A 15,924-nucleotide genomic window follows, 5' to 3' on the forward strand; every position below is an offset into this window, starting at 1 on the left:
TAAGTCGTACACAGGGAAGCATCTTCATGTCCTGGTGGAGGCAACGTCTTGAGCACCCGGTTCCTGCGCCACTTCTTCGAACCGCGCACCATCGCGGTGATCGGCGCCTCGGAAAAGCCCCATTCGATCGGCGGTATCGTGATCCGGAATCTCCAGGAAGCGGGGTTTCCCGGCAGGCTGTGGGCGGTCAACCGCAGGGGCTACGAGTCGGTCTTCGAGCAGCCCTGCGTGTCGCGCATCGCCGAGCTGCCGGAGACGCCGGACCTGGCAGTGGTGTGTACCCCGGCCGACACCCTGCCCAAGGTGATATCGCGACTCGGCAGAATCGGTGTCAAGGCGGCCGTTGTGCTGTCCGGCGGTGCTCACCTGGACGAAGCCGAAGACGACAAGGGATCGATCCGTGAGCGCATGCTCACGGCGGCACGCGAATCGGGCCTCCGTGTGCTCGGCCCCGAATGCATGGGACTGATCGTGCCGGGTCGCCGGATCAACGCCTCCTATGCCAGCCAGCCGGTCAAGGCCGGCAAGGTCGCCTATCTCGGGCAGTCGGGCATGCTCGGTAACGCCATGATCGACTGGGCGGCGGGTCGCGGCATCGGCTTTTCGCATCTGATCACGGTAGGCGACAGCGTCGACGTCATGCTTCCCGACCTGATCGACTACATCAACCAGTACGCCCCGACCCAGGCCATCCTGCTGCATCTCGAGCGTATCCAGGACTCCCTGCACTTCATGACCGCCCTGCGCGATGCCTCGCGCAATCGCCTGGTGCTTGCGATCAAGAGCGGGCGCACACCGCAGTCCGACCTTTCCGGCATGCCGCCCACGCCGGGCATCGCCAACCGCGACGTAGTATTCGATGCCGCCTTGTCCCGCGCCGGCGTGGTGCGGGTCAACGACTCCGACGAGCTGTTCGATGCACTGATGACGCTGTCGCAGATGCGGCCGCTCAAGGGCGACCGCCTGGCCATCGTCTCCAACGGCCTGGGGCCCGCCATGCTCGCCATCGACAAGCTGATCAGCGCGGGGGGCACCCTGGCCAGCTTCAGCCAGGAGACCCGCGCGGCGCTGCGCAAGGGCGACTTCGACATGAGCAAGCCCGGCGAGAATCCGGTGGATCTGGGCGGCAACGCCACACCGGAGCGCTTCGTCGACGCCCTGGAGATCGTCGCCGCCGACCCCGGGGTCGACGCGGTGCTTGTGGTGCATGCCCCCACGCGTCTGGCCCCGTCGAAGGTCACCGCCCAGGCGCTGATCGCCAACCGCAAGCGCTTCAAGCGCAACCTGCTGACCAGTTGGATGGGGCTCGAAGGCGCTCTCTACGCGCGTCACGAGTGCAGCCTGGCGGGCATACCGACCTACGTTTCGCCGGAGAAGGCGGTCAAGGCCTTCATGCACATGGTCGACTACCAGCGCGTGCAGGCGCTGCTGCAGGAAACCCCGCCCAGCCTGCCGTTCAGTACCACGCCCGACATTCGCGCCCGCTGCCGCACCCTGATCGAGCAGGCCAGGGCAGAGGGGCGCGAGATGCTGTCCCACTCCGAGACCGCCCAGGTGCTGGAGGCCTACGGCATCCCCGTGGCGTCGAGCCGCTACGTGCACACGCCCGAGGAAGCCGCTGCCGCGGCTCGGAATCTCGAAGGGCCCTGGGCGCTCAAGGTGGTGCATGACGGCAACTGCCGGCCGTTTCGCTACCGCAAGCACCCTCACCGTATTTCAGCGGGGTTGCTGCAGGACCTGCAGGATCCCCAGCAGGTGGCGGAAGGCCTCACCCGGCTGGGGCACAAGGTGCACGAGAAATTCCCCCCGGTGAAGATCCGCGAGTACTGCCTGCAGTCCATGCAGCGGGGCAAGCAGTCGATGCAGATCTGTGCCGGCATCACCCGCGACCCGGTGTTCGGCCCGCTCATCGTGTTCGGCATCGGTGGCTACAAGGTCAACATCCTGGCCGACCGACAGGTGGCACTGCCGCCGCTGAACATGACCCTGGCGGCGGACGTGGTGGGGCGCACCCATGCCGCGCGGCTGATTCGCGAGCACTCCAGCGATCCGGAGCGCGACCTGCAGCGGCTGTGCCAGCTACTGGTCAAGCTCTCGCAGATGGCCTCGGATCTGCTCGAACTGCGCGGGCTCGAGCTCAACCCGTTGCTGCTCAACCGCGACGGGGTGGTGGCGGTGGATTTCGCCCTCGATCTCGGCACCCCGGCTCGCTTCGCGATCATGCCTTACCCGGAAGAGCTGCGAGAGTGGGTGACGCTCAACAACGGCATGCAGGTCGAGGTGCGCCCCATTCGCGCCGAGGACGCGCCCCTGATCACCAGCTTCCACAGTCAGCTCTCCGAGGAGAGCATCCGTTTTCGCTACTTTCACAACAAGTCCGATCTCAGCCAGCGCGACCTGTCGATCCTGTCGCACATCAACTACGACCGTCAGATGGCGTTCATTGCCGAGCACCAGAAGGAAGACGGCGGCAAGGAGATGCTGGGGGTGGTCCGGGTGTGGAACGACCCGGACAACATCCGCACCGAGTTCTCGATCATCGTGCGCGACGACATGGCCGGGCAGGGGCTCGGCAGCCTGTTGATGCGCAAGATGATCGCTTACTGCAAGAGCGTCGGCACGCTGGAGATGATCGGCAAGGTGATGGTCGACAACCACCCCATGCGGGCCCTGATGAAGCATCTGGGCTTTCGCTGCCGCTACAACATGGAGGAGCAGGTGGTGGACGCCGTGCTGCGGCTCAACGAGCCGGAGAGCGAATGGCAGAGGTTACGTCTGGAAAGCCTGCCCGACTAGCGGAAACCCTGATTCATTACTGCGCTCGATATCTTCGCTCGTTACATGAAATCAGGGCTTCCTGCCGCTCAGCTCACGGGGCGAGGCGGAAGGAGCGCCAGCTCCCCTCGCGGTGCTCGTAGCGGATGCGGTCGTGCAGCCGGCTCGGCTGCCCCTGCCAGAATTCGATCATGTCCGGCACCACGCGATAGCCGCCCCAATGCACCGGACGCGGAATGTCCTGACCCTCGTAGGCCTGCTCGAAACGGTGCTGACGCTCTTCGATCCAGTGCCGGTCGGGGATCACCACGCTCTGAGTGGCAACCCAGGCGCCCAGCTGACTGGCGCGGGGCCGGCTGTTGAAATAGGCATCCGACTCCTCCTCGCCGACCAGCTCCACCCGTCCCTCTACCCGTACCTGACGTCCCAGGGAGGGCCACCAGAACACCAGCGCGGCATGCGGCACGTTGGCCAGCTCGCTGCCCTTGTGGCTGTGGTAGTTGGTGTAGAAGACCAGACCGCGCTCATCGGAGCCCTTCAGCAGTACGATGCGCGCATGGGGCAGCCCCTGGCTGTCCACCGTGGCGAGGGTCATCACGTTGCCGTCCTGGCCCTCGGCATCGAGCGCCAGCGTCAGCCACTCGTCGAACAGCACCATGGGCTCGGCGGGCACCATGCTTTCCTCGAGCCTGCCGCCCTCGTAATCGCGCCGGATATCGGCAATGTTGCGTGTCATGGCGTACTCCTCGTCTTTGTCATCTATGGTCGCCGCTGTGCGAGAGCAGCACAACACCCTCGGCGCATCCGCCACGTTCAGTATGGAGCATCACTCTCCACGACCGGTCTTGATCTGCCGGCTGCGAAAGCGGGCGTAGAACATGCAGCCGGTGAACAGCCCCAGTGCCGCGAGCGCTTCGGCAATACCCAGCAGCCCCTGACCGGGCAGCGTGGCCACCATCACTCCCTGCACGAAATAGAGCAGGCTGACGAAGGCGAGCCAGACATGCCCACGGGGGCGCTTGGCGACGATCGAAGGCAGGAACAGGATCAGCGGCAGGCCGCGGATCAGAATGGGAGTCAGCGGGTTGGTGCCGGCCTCCATGGCCAAGCCGCTCCAGGCCAGCAGCGCCAGGAGAACGACGTAGCTGACGAGCACCGCCTGACGGCTGCGCTCAGTGAGAAAATCCAGCCCATGGCGCGCCTCGAGCCCCTCGACCCAGCGCCTCATGAGTCTTGCCTCAGGCCGTCGAGCGCCAGCGCCAAACGCGCCAAGCGCTTGCCCTGGGCGCGCACCAGCCGGCGCTCGGCATCCGCCAGGGGCTGATCGTTGCGCTGCCCGGCCACGTGACTGGCCCCATAGGGTGTGCCGCCGGCGGTGGTGGTCATCAGCTCGGTCTCGCTATAGGGCAGGCCGGCATAGACCATGCCGTGGTGCAGCAAGGGCAGCAGCATGGAGATCAGCGTGGTTTCCTGGCCGCCGTGCAGGCTGGAGGTGGAGGTGAAGGCGGTGGCCGGCTTGTCGACCAGGGCACCGTTGAGCCACAGCGCACTGGTCGAGTCGATGAAATGCTTGAGCGGCGCGGCCATGTTGCCGAACCGGGTCGGGCTGCCCAGCGCCAGGCCGGCGCAATGGCGCAGGTCGTCCAGCTCGGCATAGATGGCGCCCTCGGCGGGAATCTCCGGGTCGACGGCCTCGCAGGTGGGCGAGACCGGCGGCACGGTGCGCAGCCGCGCCTCGATGCCGGGGCAGGACTCCACGCCGGCGGCCAGCTGTTCGGCCATGCTGCGCGTGGCGCCGTGGCGGGAGTAGTAGAGAATCAGCACATAGGGCAGCGAATCGCGCATCGTGGCTCCAGAAGCAGAGGGGAAAGGTCAGTCGCGGGCGTGAAGCAGGGCCAGCACGTCTTCGGGTGGCCGACCGATGACGGCGCGCTTGCCGTCGTCGGCAATGGGGCGCTCCATCAGCTTGGGATAGCGCACCAGGACGCCTATCACCTGCTCCTGATCCTGCAGATTAGTGTCTGCGACTTCCTTCCACTCCGTCTCCTTGGTGCGCACCAGGGCCTCGCCGTCGGCGTCGAGCCGCGACATGAGGTCACGCAGTTCCTCTTCGCTGAGCGGTTCGTCGAGATAGCGACGCACCCTGACCTCGGCGCCGCGCTCCTCGAGCAGCGCCAGCGCCTGGCGCGACTTCGAGCAACGGGGGTTGTGGTAGAGCGTAATGGCCATGCGCGACTCCTCGATCCGTGAAAACTGGTCCGTATTGTAGAAGGGGCCCCGTGTCGTCCACAACCGTGGCCTGCGGGAATGTCCGCGTCGATCAGTCGCTTGCATTTACCCCGGCAGGTTGCAGCGCCTCATCGAGGCGCCGGTAGACCCACGCCTTGCGGCCATCCGCCAGGCGCATGGGAACGCGCTGATAGCGGATTCCCAGCCGCTCATAGCGGTCGAGCCGCTCCAGCTCGTCGGCATCGACCACCACCAGCTCGCCCAGCACTCGCTCGTCGGGCGCTTCGACCAGATCGAGGCGCTCGCGGCGAAAACCTTCGAGCACGGCCGTCTCGGTCTCTCCCGCACGCCCCATGACCACCCAGCGCACCGGGGCAAAACGCAGCGTGCCGTAGACGAACACGGCATGCTCGCCGGCCTCGATCTCAGGTAGATGAGCGGGGCGATCGTAGGTATAAGGACTCAGCATGGTGAGCCACAGCCAGCCGGCCAGGGCGAGCAGGCCGAACAGCGTGACGAGAACGTAATGGCGCAGGCGCATGTCGTCTCCCTGTGACATGTGAAAACACATCCTGCCACGGTGAGAGGGCGGTTGTCCGGTTCTCCGCCGCCAGTGGGCTCTGTTAGGATGCAAGTCGAGGCTCGATCACAGCGGAGGTTGCCCATGACGCACTCAGCACACGAGGATCAGGACTTCCGGGCATTGGTGGGGGATGTGAAGCCACTGCGCAGGAGCGCCAATCGAGCCGATCCGGGCCCACGCCGCAGTCGGCCCAGCGAGGCACAGCTGGCTCGCCGCGAGAGCGCCCAGGCAGAGCTCGGGGAGAACAATTTCCTGTCGGACGACTTCGTCGAGCTGGTGCCACCGTTCGATCCCCTGGCCTTTCGCCGCGACGGCATCCAGCAGGGCGTCGTGGATCGTCTGCGACACGGCGGCTATCCCGCCCAGTCGCGCCTGCATCTGCTGCGCCGCCCGCTGGCGGAGTGTCGTCGGATGCTGCCGCCCTTCATTCGCGAAGCCTACGCCCACGACTTGCGCTCGCTGCTGATCGTGCATGGCCGCGGGCAGGAGATCGACAGCCCCGCCAACGTGCTGCGCTCCTACCTGGCCAAATGGCTGGTGCAGTTCGAGGAGGTGCAGGCTTTCGCTTCTGCTCAGCAGGCCGACGGCGGTTTGGGCGCGACCTGGGTGATGCTGCGCAAGAGCGAGCGGGCGAGGGCGGACAACCGCGAGCGTCAGCAGAAGCGTCGCGGCTGAGCGCAAGGCCGCTCGTTTACCCGAGAACGAAAAGCCGGCACGAGGCCGGCTTTCGTTCTGGATGACGCACCAAGGGATCCGTACGCGAGACTAGGCCAGCGCCGGCTCCGCCCGCTTGACGGCTTCGCGCATGCGCTGGCGGAACAGCGGCTCGCTCACGTCGACGGCAGGCTGATAGGCGCGGCTGAAGGCATTCAGCGCGTGCAGTGCATCTTCCAGCCACTGATCTTCACGCAGCGACAGCGCATTGAAGCCGCAGCGGGTGAGGAAGAAGGCCTGATCGACCAGTACGTCACCGATGGCGCGAATCTCGCCATCGAAGCCGTAGCGCTCGCGCAGCAGGCGCGCCAGGCTGTAGCCGCGGCCATCGGTGAACTTAGGGAAGTCGATGGCGATCAGTGGGGCTGCTGCCAGCTGTTCGGCCAGCTCCGGCGTCAGCTCGGTGTCACTGGCAAGCCACGGCGCCAGCTCGGCGCTGCCTTCCAGCGCCTGCCAGCGTGCCAGCGGCACGATGGCAGGGGTGGAAGCCGGCAGCTCCGCTTCGGCATCGCGAATCAGCAGCCAGCGGTCCTCGGCCGGCTTGCCGTCACGGATGAAAGGGCGCTGGGTGGCGTTCTGATCAGGCATAGACCCGCTCCTTGAATGGCTTGAGGCCGATACGGCGATACGTTTCGATGAAGGTCTCGCCTTCGGCACGCTCGCCGACGTAGACCTGCAGTACCTTGTCGATGACGTCGGGCACGCTCTCGCGGTCGAACGAGGGGCCGAGAATCTTGCCCAGCGAGGAGTCGTTGCCCTGGGCGCCGCCGAGGGAGATCTGATACCACTCCTCACCCTTCTTGTCGACGCCGAGAATGCCGATGTGGCCCACGTGGTGATGACCGCAGGCATTCATGCAGCCGGAAATGTTGAGATCCAGCGGCCCCAGATCATAGAGGTAATCGATGTCCTCGAAGCGCTCCTGAATCGCCTGAGCCACCGGGATCGACTTGGCATTGGCCAGGGCGCAGTAGTCGCCGCCGGGGCAGCAGATCAGGTCGGCCAGGGTGCCCACGGTGGGGTTGGCCAGGCCCAGCTCTTCCAGGCGATGCCAGAGCTCCTCGAGGCGGTCCACCGCCACGTCGGCCAGCACCAGGTTCTGCTCGTGGGTAACGCGGATCTCGCCGTAGCTGAACTCGTCGGCCAGATCGGCCACCTGGTGCATCTGCTCCCAGGTCAGGTCGCCCGGTGAGTGACCCTTGCGCTTGAGCGACAGGGTGACGGCCTTGTAGCCCGGCACCTTGTGGCCGTGCACGTTGTTGGTGACGAAACGCGCAAAGGCGCGATTCTCGCCGCGCAGGCGCTCGAACTGGGCAATCGCCTCTTCACCGATGGCGCGACGCTCCGGGTCGATGAAGTGTGACTGCATCGCCTCGACGGCTTCACGGGTCAGCGTCTGGGGGCCATCCTTGAGATGCGACCACTCGGCGTCGACGCGACGACGGAACTCCTCGACGCCCAGCGCCTTGACCAGGATCTTGATGCGCGCCTTGAACTTGTTGTCGCGGCGGCCGAACTGGTTGTAGACGCGCACCAGTGCCTCGAGATAGGTCAGCAGATGCTGCCAGGGCAGGTCGTCGCGCACCACCTCGCCGATCATCGGCGTGCGGCCGAGGCCGCCGCCGGCCAACACCTTGACACGCACCTCGCCCTTGTCGTCGCGCCACAGGCGCAGACCGACATCGTGCACCTGGATCGCGGCGCGATCCTCGGCGGCACCGGTCACGGCGATCTTGAACTTGCGCGGCAGGTAGGTGAACTCGGGGTGGAACGTCGACCACTGGCGAATCAGCTCGCACCAGGGCCGCGGATCGACCTCCTCGTCCTCGGAGATGCCGGCGAACTGGTCGGTGGAGGTGTTGCGAATGTCGTTGCCGCTGGTCTGGATGGCGTGCATCTGAACGCTGGCCAGCTCGGCCAGCATGTCGGGCACGGTCTCCAGCTTCGGCCAGTTCAGCTGCAGATTGGTACGGGTGGTGAAGTGACCGTAGCCGCGATCGTAGTCGCGGGCCAGATCGCCCAGCTTGCGCAGCTGATAGGAGGCCAGCATGCCGTAGGGAATGGCGATACGCAGCATGGGCGCATAGCGCTGGACATAGAGGCCGTTCTGCACGCGCAGCGGCAAGAATTCTTCGTCGCTGATCCGTCCGGCCAGATAGCGATTCATCTGGTCGCGAAACTGAGCGACGCGTTCATTGACCAGAGTCTGATCATGGGTGTCGTAGCGATACATTCAGCCGGTCCTGCTGCAGGGGAAATGGCGAAGCGTCAGGGGGCACCATAACGCCCCAGGCATATTCTTTGAAAGAATAAATATTCATATTTTTTATACGTAAAGACATATAAAGGTCAAGTCACCACTCTATCAGATCTCCAGCCGCAGCCACTGCCGCCGCTGCCAGATCGTCACGAACCACAGCGAGTTGAGACAACGGTAGCCGAGCTGCACCCACCAGATGCCCAGCAGGCCCTGCTCCATGACCACACCGACCCACCACGCCAGCGGCAGGAAGACCAGCCACTGAAGGGAGAGCGTGGTGGTCATCACGGTGCGACTGGCACCGGCACCCAGCAGGGCCTGGGCCAGCACCAGGGCGGCACCGTCCAGCACGATCATCACTGCGGTGAGCTGCAGCGGCAGACGAGCAAGGGCGATGAGCTCGGGGTCGCGCAGGAATACACCGAGGATCTGTTCCGGAAACAGCGCCATGGGCAGCGCCAGGGCCGCCAGGCACAGCCAGGCGAGGCGTACCACGTCCCAGCCCCAGCGATGGGCGTCGCCATGGGCCTGACGCCCCAGCGACTGGCCGACCAGGCTCATGGCGGCCATGCCCAGCCCTACGCCGGGCAGAATCAACAGCAGCGAGAGGTTAACCAGCACGTGGCCCACGGCGACGCTGGCCGTATCGATGCGCCCCAGAATCCAGAACAGCACCGCATAGCCGGCGGCGAACCACAGCTGCTGGAAGGAGTGAGGCGTGGCCAGGCGCAGCGTGGTCAGCAGAGCAGGGCGCCGGGGCACGCCCGCGAGAAAGCCGCTGGGTACGGCATGACGCAGGCTCAGCAGCGCCCAGAGCAAGAGGCCGACGTAGAGCGAAAGGGTGGTGCCCGCACCGGCGCCGGCGGCGCCCATGGCCGGTAGCCCCAGGTAGCCGAAGATCAGGCACACGCTGGCTGCCACGTTGACTACGTGCATCGCCAGCATGATGCGCAGATAAAAGCCGCTCTGCTCGATGCCGTTCCAGTAACCCCGGAAGCAGAAGATCATGGCCACGGCGGCGAGCGACAGCACACGCCAGCGGAAGTACTCGACCGCGACGGCATTGACCGCGGCATCGGGATTGATCAGGGCCATCAGGCGCGGCGCCTGCCACAGGCACAGCAGCGTCAACGGCAGGGAGACGCACAGGGCAATGGCCAGCCCGGCATTGAGCGGCCTGGCGCGTACCTGCCAGGCCTCCTCGCCATGACGCCTGGCCGTCTGCGACTGCACGCCGGAGGAGAGCCCGAAGACCAGGGCCGTGACCAGGAACATGGCATAGCCGCCGATACCCACACCGGCCAGCGGCACCTCACCGAGCGAGCCGACCAGCGCCGCGTCGATCAGGTTGATCAGGCTCTGGGTCAGCATCGCGGCGATGATCGGCGTGGCTAGGCGCAGGATGCGTCGACGGCGGATCGAATCTGGCAGCATGCTCTATCGTAGGGTTCAAGAGTGCCCCGCGCCGAGGTGCGGGGCATCAGGGGTCGTCGTCTCAGGCCGGATCGTAGGAAAGTACCGGCGAGAGCCAGCGCTCCAGCTCCTCGAGGCTCATGCCCTTGCGCTGCGCCAACGCCTCGACCTGGTCACGAGTGATCTTGCCGGTGGAGAAGTACTTGGCCTGGGGGTGCGAGAAGTACCACCCCGACACCGCGGCCGCCGGCCACATGGCGAAGTTCTCGGTCAGCTCGATGCCGGCGTTCTCGGTGGCATCGAGCAGTTGGAACAGGGTGCGCTTCTCGGTGTGATCGGGGCAGGCGGGATAGCCCGGCGCCGGCCGGATGCCCTGGTACTTCTCGGCGATCAGGGCGTCGTTGTCCAGGGTCTCGTCGGGCACGTAGCCCCAGAACTCCTTGCGCACCCGCTCGTGCATGCGCTCGGCAAAGGCCTCGGCCAGACGGTCGGTGAGGGCCTGGACCATGATCGCGCTGTAGTCGTCGCCGGCGGCCTTGTAGCGCTCGGCCAGCGCCTCCACACCGTGGCCGGTGGTCACGGCGAAGCCGCCGACCCAGTCGAGCTGGTCGCGTTCGTTGCCGTCGGCATCGTAGCGGGGGGCCACGAAATCGGCCAGGCTGTAACAGACGCCATCGCGGTTCTTGGTGGTCTGCTGGCGAATGTGGTGCAGGCGGGCGATCACCTCGCTGCGCGACTCGTCCGCATACACCTCGATGACGTCGTCGTCGACGCTGTTGGCCGGCCACAGACCGATCACCCCGCGCGCCTCGACGTGCTTGCCGTCGATCAGCTTGCGCAGCATCTGCTGGGCATCGGCGAACAGGTTGCGCGCGGCCTCGCCGACCACCGCGTCGTCGAAAATCTTCGGGTACTTGCCCGCCAGCTCCCAGCTCATGAAGAAGGGGGTCCAGTCGATGCGCTCGACCAGCTCCTCGATATCGTAGCCCTCGAACACCTTGAGTCCGGTGATGGCGGGCCGGGGCGGCGTATAGCTGTCCCAGTCGATGGGCAGCTTGCGCTGGCGGGCCTCGGCGTAGCTCAGGTCCGCCGCCTTGGGACGGCGCTTGGCGTTGCGCTCGCGCACCTGCTCGTACTCCGCCTTGATCTCTGCCACATAGGCGGGCTTCAGCGTGGGAGAGAGAAGCTTGCCGGCAACGCCCACCGCCCGCGAGGCGTCGGTCACGTAGATCACCGGCTCGTCGTACTGCGGCTCGACCTTCACCGCGGTGTGCGCCTTGGAGGTGGTGGCGCCGCCGATCAGCAGCGGCAGCTTGAAGCCCTGGCGCTTCATCTCCTTGGCCACGTGGACCATCTCGTCCAGCGAGGGCGTGATCAGCCCCGAGAGGCCGATGATGTCGGCATTGACGTCACGGGCCGTCTGCAGAATCTTCTCCGCCGGCACCATCACGCCCAGGTCGATCACCTCATAGTTGTTGCACTGCAGGACCACGCCGACGATGTTCTTGCCGATGTCGTGCACGTCGCCCTTCACCGTGGCCATGACGATCTTGCCCTTGGCTTGGGTGTCCTCGCTCTTTTCGGCTTCGATGAAGGGGATGAGGTAGGCCACCGCCTGCTTCATGACCCGCGCCGACTTGACCACCTGGGGCAGGAACATCTTGCCGGCGCCGAACAAGTCGCCGACCACGTTCATGCCGTCCATCAGCGGCCCCTCGATCACCTCGATGGGACGTGCGGCCCGCTGCCGGGCAAGCTCGGTATCCTCTTCGATGAAGGCGGTGATGCCCTTGACCAGGGCATGTTCGATGCGCTTCTCCACCTCCCAGGAGCGCCACTCCAGGTCCTCTTTCTTCGCCGCGCCGCTGCCGTCGCCCTTGTACTTCTCGGCCAGGTCGACCAGGCGTTCGGTGCCGTCGCTGCGGCGATTGAGCACCACGTCCTCGACCGCCTCGCGCAGTTCCTCCGGCAGATCGTCGTAGACCGCCAGTTGGCCGGCGTTGACGATACCCATGGTCAGCCCGGCACGGATGGCGTGATAGAGGAACACCGAGTGAATCGCCTCGCGCACCGGGTCGTTGCCGCGGAAGGAGAACGAGACGTTGGAGACCCCGCCCGAGACCATGGCGTGGGGCAGGTGCTCGCGGATCCAGCGGGTGGCCTCGATGAAGTCGACGGCGTAATTGTCGTGCTCCTCGATGCCGGTGGCGATGGCGAAGATGTTGGGGTCGAAGATGATGTCTTCCGGCGGGAAGCCGACCCGTTCGACCAGCAGCTCATAGGCGCGCTGACAGATCTCGGTCTTGCGCGCGAAGGTGTCGGCCTGGCCGGTCTCGTCGAAGGCCATGACCACCACCGCGGCCCCGTAGCGACGACACAGGGTGGCCTGCTCGAGGAACACTTCCTCGCCCTCCTTGAGCGAGATGGAGTTGACCACCGCCTTGCCCTGTACGCACTTGAGGCCGGCCTCGATGATCTCCCACTTGGAGGAGTCGATCATGATCGGCACCCGGGCGATGTCGGGCTCGCCGGCGATCAGGTTGAGGAAGCGTACCATCGCCTCCTGCGACTCCAGCATGCCCTCGTCCATGTTGATGTCGATGATCTGGGCGCCGTTCTCGACCTGGTCCAGCGCCACTTCCAGGGCGGTGGTGTAGTCCTCCTCGACGATCAGCCGCTTGAAGCGCGCCGAGCCGGTGACGTTGGTGCGCTCGCCGACGTTGACGAACAGCGAGCCCTTCTCGATGTTGAAGGGCTCCAGCCCCGCCAGGCGACAGGCGCGCGGACGCTCGGGCACCTTGCGCGGCGCCATGCCCTGGATGGCGGCATGAATCGCGGCGATGTGCTCCGGCGTCGAGCCGCAGCAACCGCCGATGATGTTGACCAGACCGCTCGAGGCGAACTCGGCGACGATGGCCGCCATCTCTTCGGGGGTCTGATCGTACTCGCCGAATTCGTTGGGCAGCCCGGCGTTGGGGTGCGCCGAGACGAAGGTGTCGGCCTTGGTCGAGAGCTCTTCCAGATAAGGGCGCAGCTCTTCGGCGCCCAGGGCACAGTTCAGGCCGATGGAGAGCGGCTGGGCATGGCGCACCGAGTTCCAGAACGCCTCGGTGGTCTGGCCGGAGAGGGTACGCCCGGAAGCGTCGGTGATGGTACCGGATATCATCACCGGCAGCCGCTCGCCGCGGTCGTCGAACAGCGCCTCCAGGGCGAAGATGGCCGCCTTGGCATTGAGGGTGTCGAAGATCGTCTCGATCAGGATCAGGTCGGCGCCGCCCTCGATCAGCGCTTCGGCCGCCTCGTAGTAGTTGTCACGCAGTTGGTCGAAGGTAACGTTGCGCTTGGCCGGATCGTTGACGTCGGGCGAGAGCGAGGCGGTACGCGAGGTCGGCCCCAGCACCCCGGCCACGTAGCGCGGCACCCCGGTCTCGGCCGCCACCGCATCGCACGCCGCACGGGCCAGACGCGCCGACTCGCGATTGATCTCCGGCACCAGTGCCTCCATGCCGTAATCGGCCTGGGAGAGGCGAGTGCTGTTGAAGGTGTTGGTCTCGATGATGTCGGCGCCCGCCTCGAGATAGGCGCGGTGAAGACGCGTGACGAGATCGGGGCAGGTCAGTGCCAGCAGGTCGTTGTTGCCCTTGAGTTCCGAGGGCCAGTCGCCGAAGCGCTCGCCGCGGAAGTCGGCTTCCTCGAGCTTGGCATTCTGTATCATGGTACCCATGCCGCCATCCAGCATGAGGATGCGCTCGCCGAGCCGTTCGGTGAGGGTGGCGGTCAGTGCAGAAGGAAGGGCGGCCATGGGTCGGGTCTGTCTCCAGCGAAGTCACGTCCAGGTATGTGGCCGCCCATGGATCCTGGTGCTCTTTGGCAGGGGCGGCCTTGTCGGCCGGCTATGGTAGCAAAACCAGCGGCTTGAGGGCAGGGCTGGTCAAAAACCGAGCAAAACAGTCGGGATTGTCTCGAAGCCCGCTTTTGCTTACCATGATGGTATGTCACTTATGGCCGGCCCCGTTGCCGCGTCCGACCAGCGAGAACATCATGAGCGAGATCATCCAGATTACCGACAGCGCCCAGGAATACCTTGCCGAGCTGCTGGCAAAGCAGAACGTCGAGGGCATTGCAGTGCGCATCTTCATCACCCAGCCGGGCACGCCCTACGCCGAGACCTGCCTGGCCTACTGCCGGCCCGGCGAGGAAGAGCCCACTGACGAGCGTCTGGAGCTCGACAAGATCGCCGTCTTGATCGACAAGAACAGCATACCCTTCCTCGAAGAGGCAGTGGTCGATTTCAACGCCGACCGCATGGGTGGGCAGCTCACCATCAAGGCGCCCAACGCCAAGATGCCCAAGGTCAATGCCGACAGCCCGCTCGAGGATCGCGTCAACTACATTCTCTACAGCGAGATCAACCCGGGCCTGGCTGCCCACGGCGGCGAGATCAAGCTGATCGAGCTGACCGAGGACCAGGTCGCGGTACTGGCCTTCGGCGGCGGCTGCCAGGGCTGCGCGGCGGTCGACCTGACGCTCAAGGAAGGGGTGGAGAAGACCCTGATGGAGCGTATCCCTGAGCTGGCCGGCATCCGCGACGTGACCGACCACACGGATACCACCAACGCCTACTATCGCTGACATTCGAAACGGCGACCCGCATTTCGCGGCATCGCCGTGGTTCGTACAGGGTGCACCGCCCGCAAGGGCGCCGGGCATTCAGCGAACGCTCTCGGAAGGCTCCACTTTGGAGCCTTCCTGCGTTTCGGCTCCCCGCTCCGCACGGCGTGAGGGCTTTCCTTCCTCGTCAGGCTGCCAAGCGCGCCGCATGAGCTCGGCATCCAGGGTGCGCAGCCGCGCCGCCTGCTCTTCGATGTGGCGCTTCTGGTCCTCGATGCGTGCCTGCAGCAGCGACTGTTCGTGGCGCAGCGTGTCGATACGCTCTTCGGCGCGACTTCTCGCCCACTGGGTCTCGCGGTGCTGCTTCTCCTCGCGGCCCAAGGCGGCCTGGGTCTCGTGCAGCTGGCGCTGCAGGTTTTCCTGACGCTTCTCCAACTGCTGGGCCGCGGCATCGTAGCGCTTCTCGGCCGCCACGCGCTCCTGGCGCGCCTCGTCGAGTAGCGTCATGAGGCGTGCCTCGGCGACTTCATGACGCTGCTCCTCCTGGTTGAGACGCGCCAGGTGCTGCGCATCACGCTCGGCCAGGGCCTGCTGATGCGCCTGAGCCTGCTGCTCGCTCTCCTGCTGAAGCTTGTCGAGCTGTTGCAGGGCACGGCTGAGACGCTCCTCGAACTGGCGAGCACGCTCCTGCCACTGATCGCGCTCGGCCTCGACCCGCGCCAGGGCGGCGCTACGCGCCTCCAATCGCTGCTCGGTGCCCGCCACGTGAGCGGAAAGGGCGGCCTCGCGCTGCTCGGCATCCTCGACCTGCCGCTGCGCTTCCTGCATGGCTTCCTGCGCCTCGACAACACGCCGGTCGGCGTGCTCGCGATATTGCGCCAGCGCCTCGCCGGCGGCTTCCTGAGCCTTGTGCCAGAGACTCTCCGCCAGCCGCTGTACCGCCTCGGGCATGGCCTGCGACGCGGGCTGCTCGCGGCTGCTCTCCCGCCGCAGCCGCCATTCGCGCAGATGATCGCTGATCGTGGTGAAGCTGCCGGTACCCAACACTTCGCGAATCTTCTGCACGCTGGGGGCTTCTCCCCGCGCCTGCAGGGATTCGATGGCGCCCAGTACATCCTCGTATTGCACACCGCTGCGTGCCATGTCGATCTCCTTGATGGTGTAGCTGCTGCTCCATGCATCACGCGGCGGGCGACGCTTGTTCTTGCTCTGCCATGCGCCCGCTTGAGTCGTTCAAGCATAGCCGTTTTCCCAGCGGCGGGGAAGAAAATTACATTTTATGTATTACGTAATTTACATTACACTATTAATCAAAATTCAAGATTACTCGTCTTATCTT

General features: G+C 65.6%; 13 protein-coding genes. 3 read left to right on the forward strand and 10 right to left on the reverse strand.

The features are described 5' to 3' along the window. Window positions 1–48 precede the first annotated feature (48 nt). A complete protein-coding gene (locus tag C4S71_RS01505; RefSeq protein WP_103967965.1) occupies window positions 49–2,796 on the forward strand; it encodes a bifunctional acetate--CoA ligase family protein/GNAT family N-acetyltransferase in 2,748 nt (915 codons plus the stop codon). 73 nt (window positions 2,797–2,869) lie between these two features. On the opposite strand, the gene pdxH is transcribed toward C4S71_RS01505, so the two are convergent. The 5 genes from pdxH to C4S71_RS01530 form a co-directional block, all read right to left on the reverse strand. After that, entirely contained in the window at window positions 2,870–3,511 is a 642-nt protein-coding gene (pdxH, locus tag C4S71_RS01510; RefSeq protein WP_103967966.1) for a pyridoxamine 5'-phosphate oxidase, read from the reverse strand. Between the two features lie 90 nt (window positions 3,512–3,601). Then, window positions 3,602–4,003, reverse strand: a complete 402-nt coding sequence (locus tag C4S71_RS01515; RefSeq protein WP_086511304.1) for a DUF2069 domain-containing protein — start codon at window positions 4,001–4,003, stop codon at window positions 3,602–3,604. Continuing rightward, entirely contained in the window at window positions 4,000–4,620 is a 621-nt protein-coding gene (gene wrbA, locus C4S71_RS01520; protein ID WP_103967967.1) for an NAD(P)H:quinone oxidoreductase, read from the reverse strand. The genes C4S71_RS01515 and wrbA overlap by 4 nt, the downstream gene beginning before the upstream one ends. A 27-nt stretch (window positions 4,621–4,647) precedes the next feature. Next, complete coding sequence (gene arsC / locus C4S71_RS01525; RefSeq protein ID WP_086511306.1) at window positions 4,648–5,004, reverse strand: arsenate reductase (glutaredoxin); 357 nt, start codon at window positions 5,002–5,004, stop codon at window positions 4,648–4,650. Window positions 5,005–5,095: 91 nt separating this feature from the next. Beyond that, entirely contained in the window at window positions 5,096–5,563 is a 468-nt protein-coding gene (locus C4S71_RS01530) for a gamma-glutamylcyclotransferase family protein (RefSeq protein WP_307718936.1), read from the reverse strand. A 105-nt stretch (window positions 5,564–5,668) separates the two neighbouring features. Here C4S71_RS01530 and smrA point away from each other — a divergent pair, with 105 nt between their 5' ends. Next, window positions 5,669–6,262, forward strand: coding sequence for a DNA endonuclease SmrA (gene smrA / locus C4S71_RS01535; RefSeq protein ID WP_103967969.1), 594 nt, complete (start codon window positions 5,669–5,671; stop codon window positions 6,260–6,262). A 90-nt stretch (window positions 6,263–6,352) separates the two neighbouring features. On the opposite strand, the gene C4S71_RS01540 is transcribed toward smrA, so the two are convergent. From C4S71_RS01540 to metH, 4 genes are all read right to left on the reverse strand, one after another. Further along, window positions 6,353–6,889, reverse strand: coding sequence for a DUF934 domain-containing protein (locus tag C4S71_RS01540; protein WP_103967970.1), 537 nt, complete (start codon window positions 6,887–6,889; stop codon window positions 6,353–6,355). Next, entirely contained in the window at window positions 6,882–8,534 is a 1,653-nt protein-coding gene (locus C4S71_RS01545; RefSeq protein ID WP_103967971.1) for a nitrite/sulfite reductase, read from the reverse strand. Before C4S71_RS01545 ends, C4S71_RS01540 begins: the two co-directional genes overlap by 8 nt. A gap of 132 nt (window positions 8,535–8,666) precedes the next feature. Further along, window positions 8,667–9,995: an MATE family efflux transporter gene (locus C4S71_RS01550; protein ID WP_103967972.1), complete on the reverse strand. Its 1,329-nt coding sequence runs from the start codon at window positions 9,993–9,995 to the stop codon at window positions 8,667–8,669. A 61-nt stretch (window positions 9,996–10,056) separates the two neighbouring features. Next, the gene (gene metH / locus C4S71_RS01555; RefSeq protein WP_103967973.1) at window positions 10,057–13,776 is read right to left on the reverse strand and encodes a methionine synthase; all 3,720 of its coding nucleotides are present in this window, start codon (window positions 13,774–13,776) and stop codon (window positions 10,057–10,059) included. Between the two features lie 239 nt (window positions 13,777–14,015). Here metH and nfuA point away from each other — a divergent pair, with 239 nt between their 5' ends. After that, complete coding sequence (nfuA, locus tag C4S71_RS01560; RefSeq protein ID WP_086511313.1) at window positions 14,016–14,606, forward strand: Fe-S biogenesis protein NfuA; 591 nt, start codon at window positions 14,016–14,018, stop codon at window positions 14,604–14,606. Window positions 14,607–14,684: 78 nt separating this feature from the next. Here nfuA and C4S71_RS01565 read toward each other — a convergent pair whose 3' ends face one another. Next, window positions 14,685–15,728 (reverse strand): DNA-binding protein, encoded by a 1,044-nt coding sequence (locus tag C4S71_RS01565; RefSeq protein WP_103967974.1) that lies wholly within the window; start codon window positions 15,726–15,728, stop codon window positions 14,685–14,687. Window positions 15,729–15,924: the final 196 nt, after the last annotated feature.

This window comes from Billgrantia desiderata (assembly GCF_900108215.1).
Lineage (GTDB): Bacteria > Pseudomonadota > Gammaproteobacteria > Pseudomonadales > Halomonadaceae > Halomonas > Halomonas desiderata.

Coding starts and splice junctions, on each gene's coding strand:
- pdxH (WP_103967966.1), bottom strand. CDS start 3,511: ATGACACGCAACATTGCCGATATCCGGCGCGATTACGAGGGCGGCAGG.
- C4S71_RS01515 (WP_086511304.1), bottom strand. CDS start 4,003: ATGAGGCGCTGGGTCGAGGGGCTCGAGGCGCGCCATGGGCTGGATTTT.
- wrbA (WP_103967967.1), bottom strand. CDS start 4,620: ATGCGCGATTCGCTGCCCTATGTGCTGATTCTCTACTACTCCCGCCAC.
- arsC (WP_086511306.1), bottom strand. CDS start 5,004: ATGGCCATTACGCTCTACCACAACCCCCGTTGCTCGAAGTCGCGCCAG.
- C4S71_RS01530 (WP_307718936.1), bottom strand. CDS start 5,563: ATGTCACAGGGAGACGACATGCGCCTGCGCCATTACGTTCTCGTCACG.
- smrA (WP_103967969.1), top strand. CDS start 5,669: ATGACGCACTCAGCACACGAGGATCAGGACTTCCGGGCATTGGTGGGG.
- C4S71_RS01540 (WP_103967970.1), bottom strand. CDS start 6,889: ATGCCTGATCAGAACGCCACCCAGCGCCCTTTCATCCGTGACGGCAAG.
- C4S71_RS01545 (WP_103967971.1), bottom strand. CDS start 8,534: ATGTATCGCTACGACACCCATGATCAGACTCTGGTCAATGAACGCGTC.
- C4S71_RS01550 (WP_103967972.1), bottom strand. CDS start 9,995: ATGCTGCCAGATTCGATCCGCCGTCGACGCATCCTGCGCCTAGCCACG.
- metH (WP_103967973.1), bottom strand. CDS start 13,776: ATGGCCGCCCTTCCTTCTGCACTGACCGCCACCCTCACCGAACGGCTC.
- nfuA (WP_086511313.1), top strand. CDS start 14,016: ATGAGCGAGATCATCCAGATTACCGACAGCGCCCAGGAATACCTTGCC.
- C4S71_RS01565 (WP_103967974.1), bottom strand. CDS start 15,728: ATGGCACGCAGCGGTGTGCAATACGAGGATGTACTGGGCGCCATCGAA.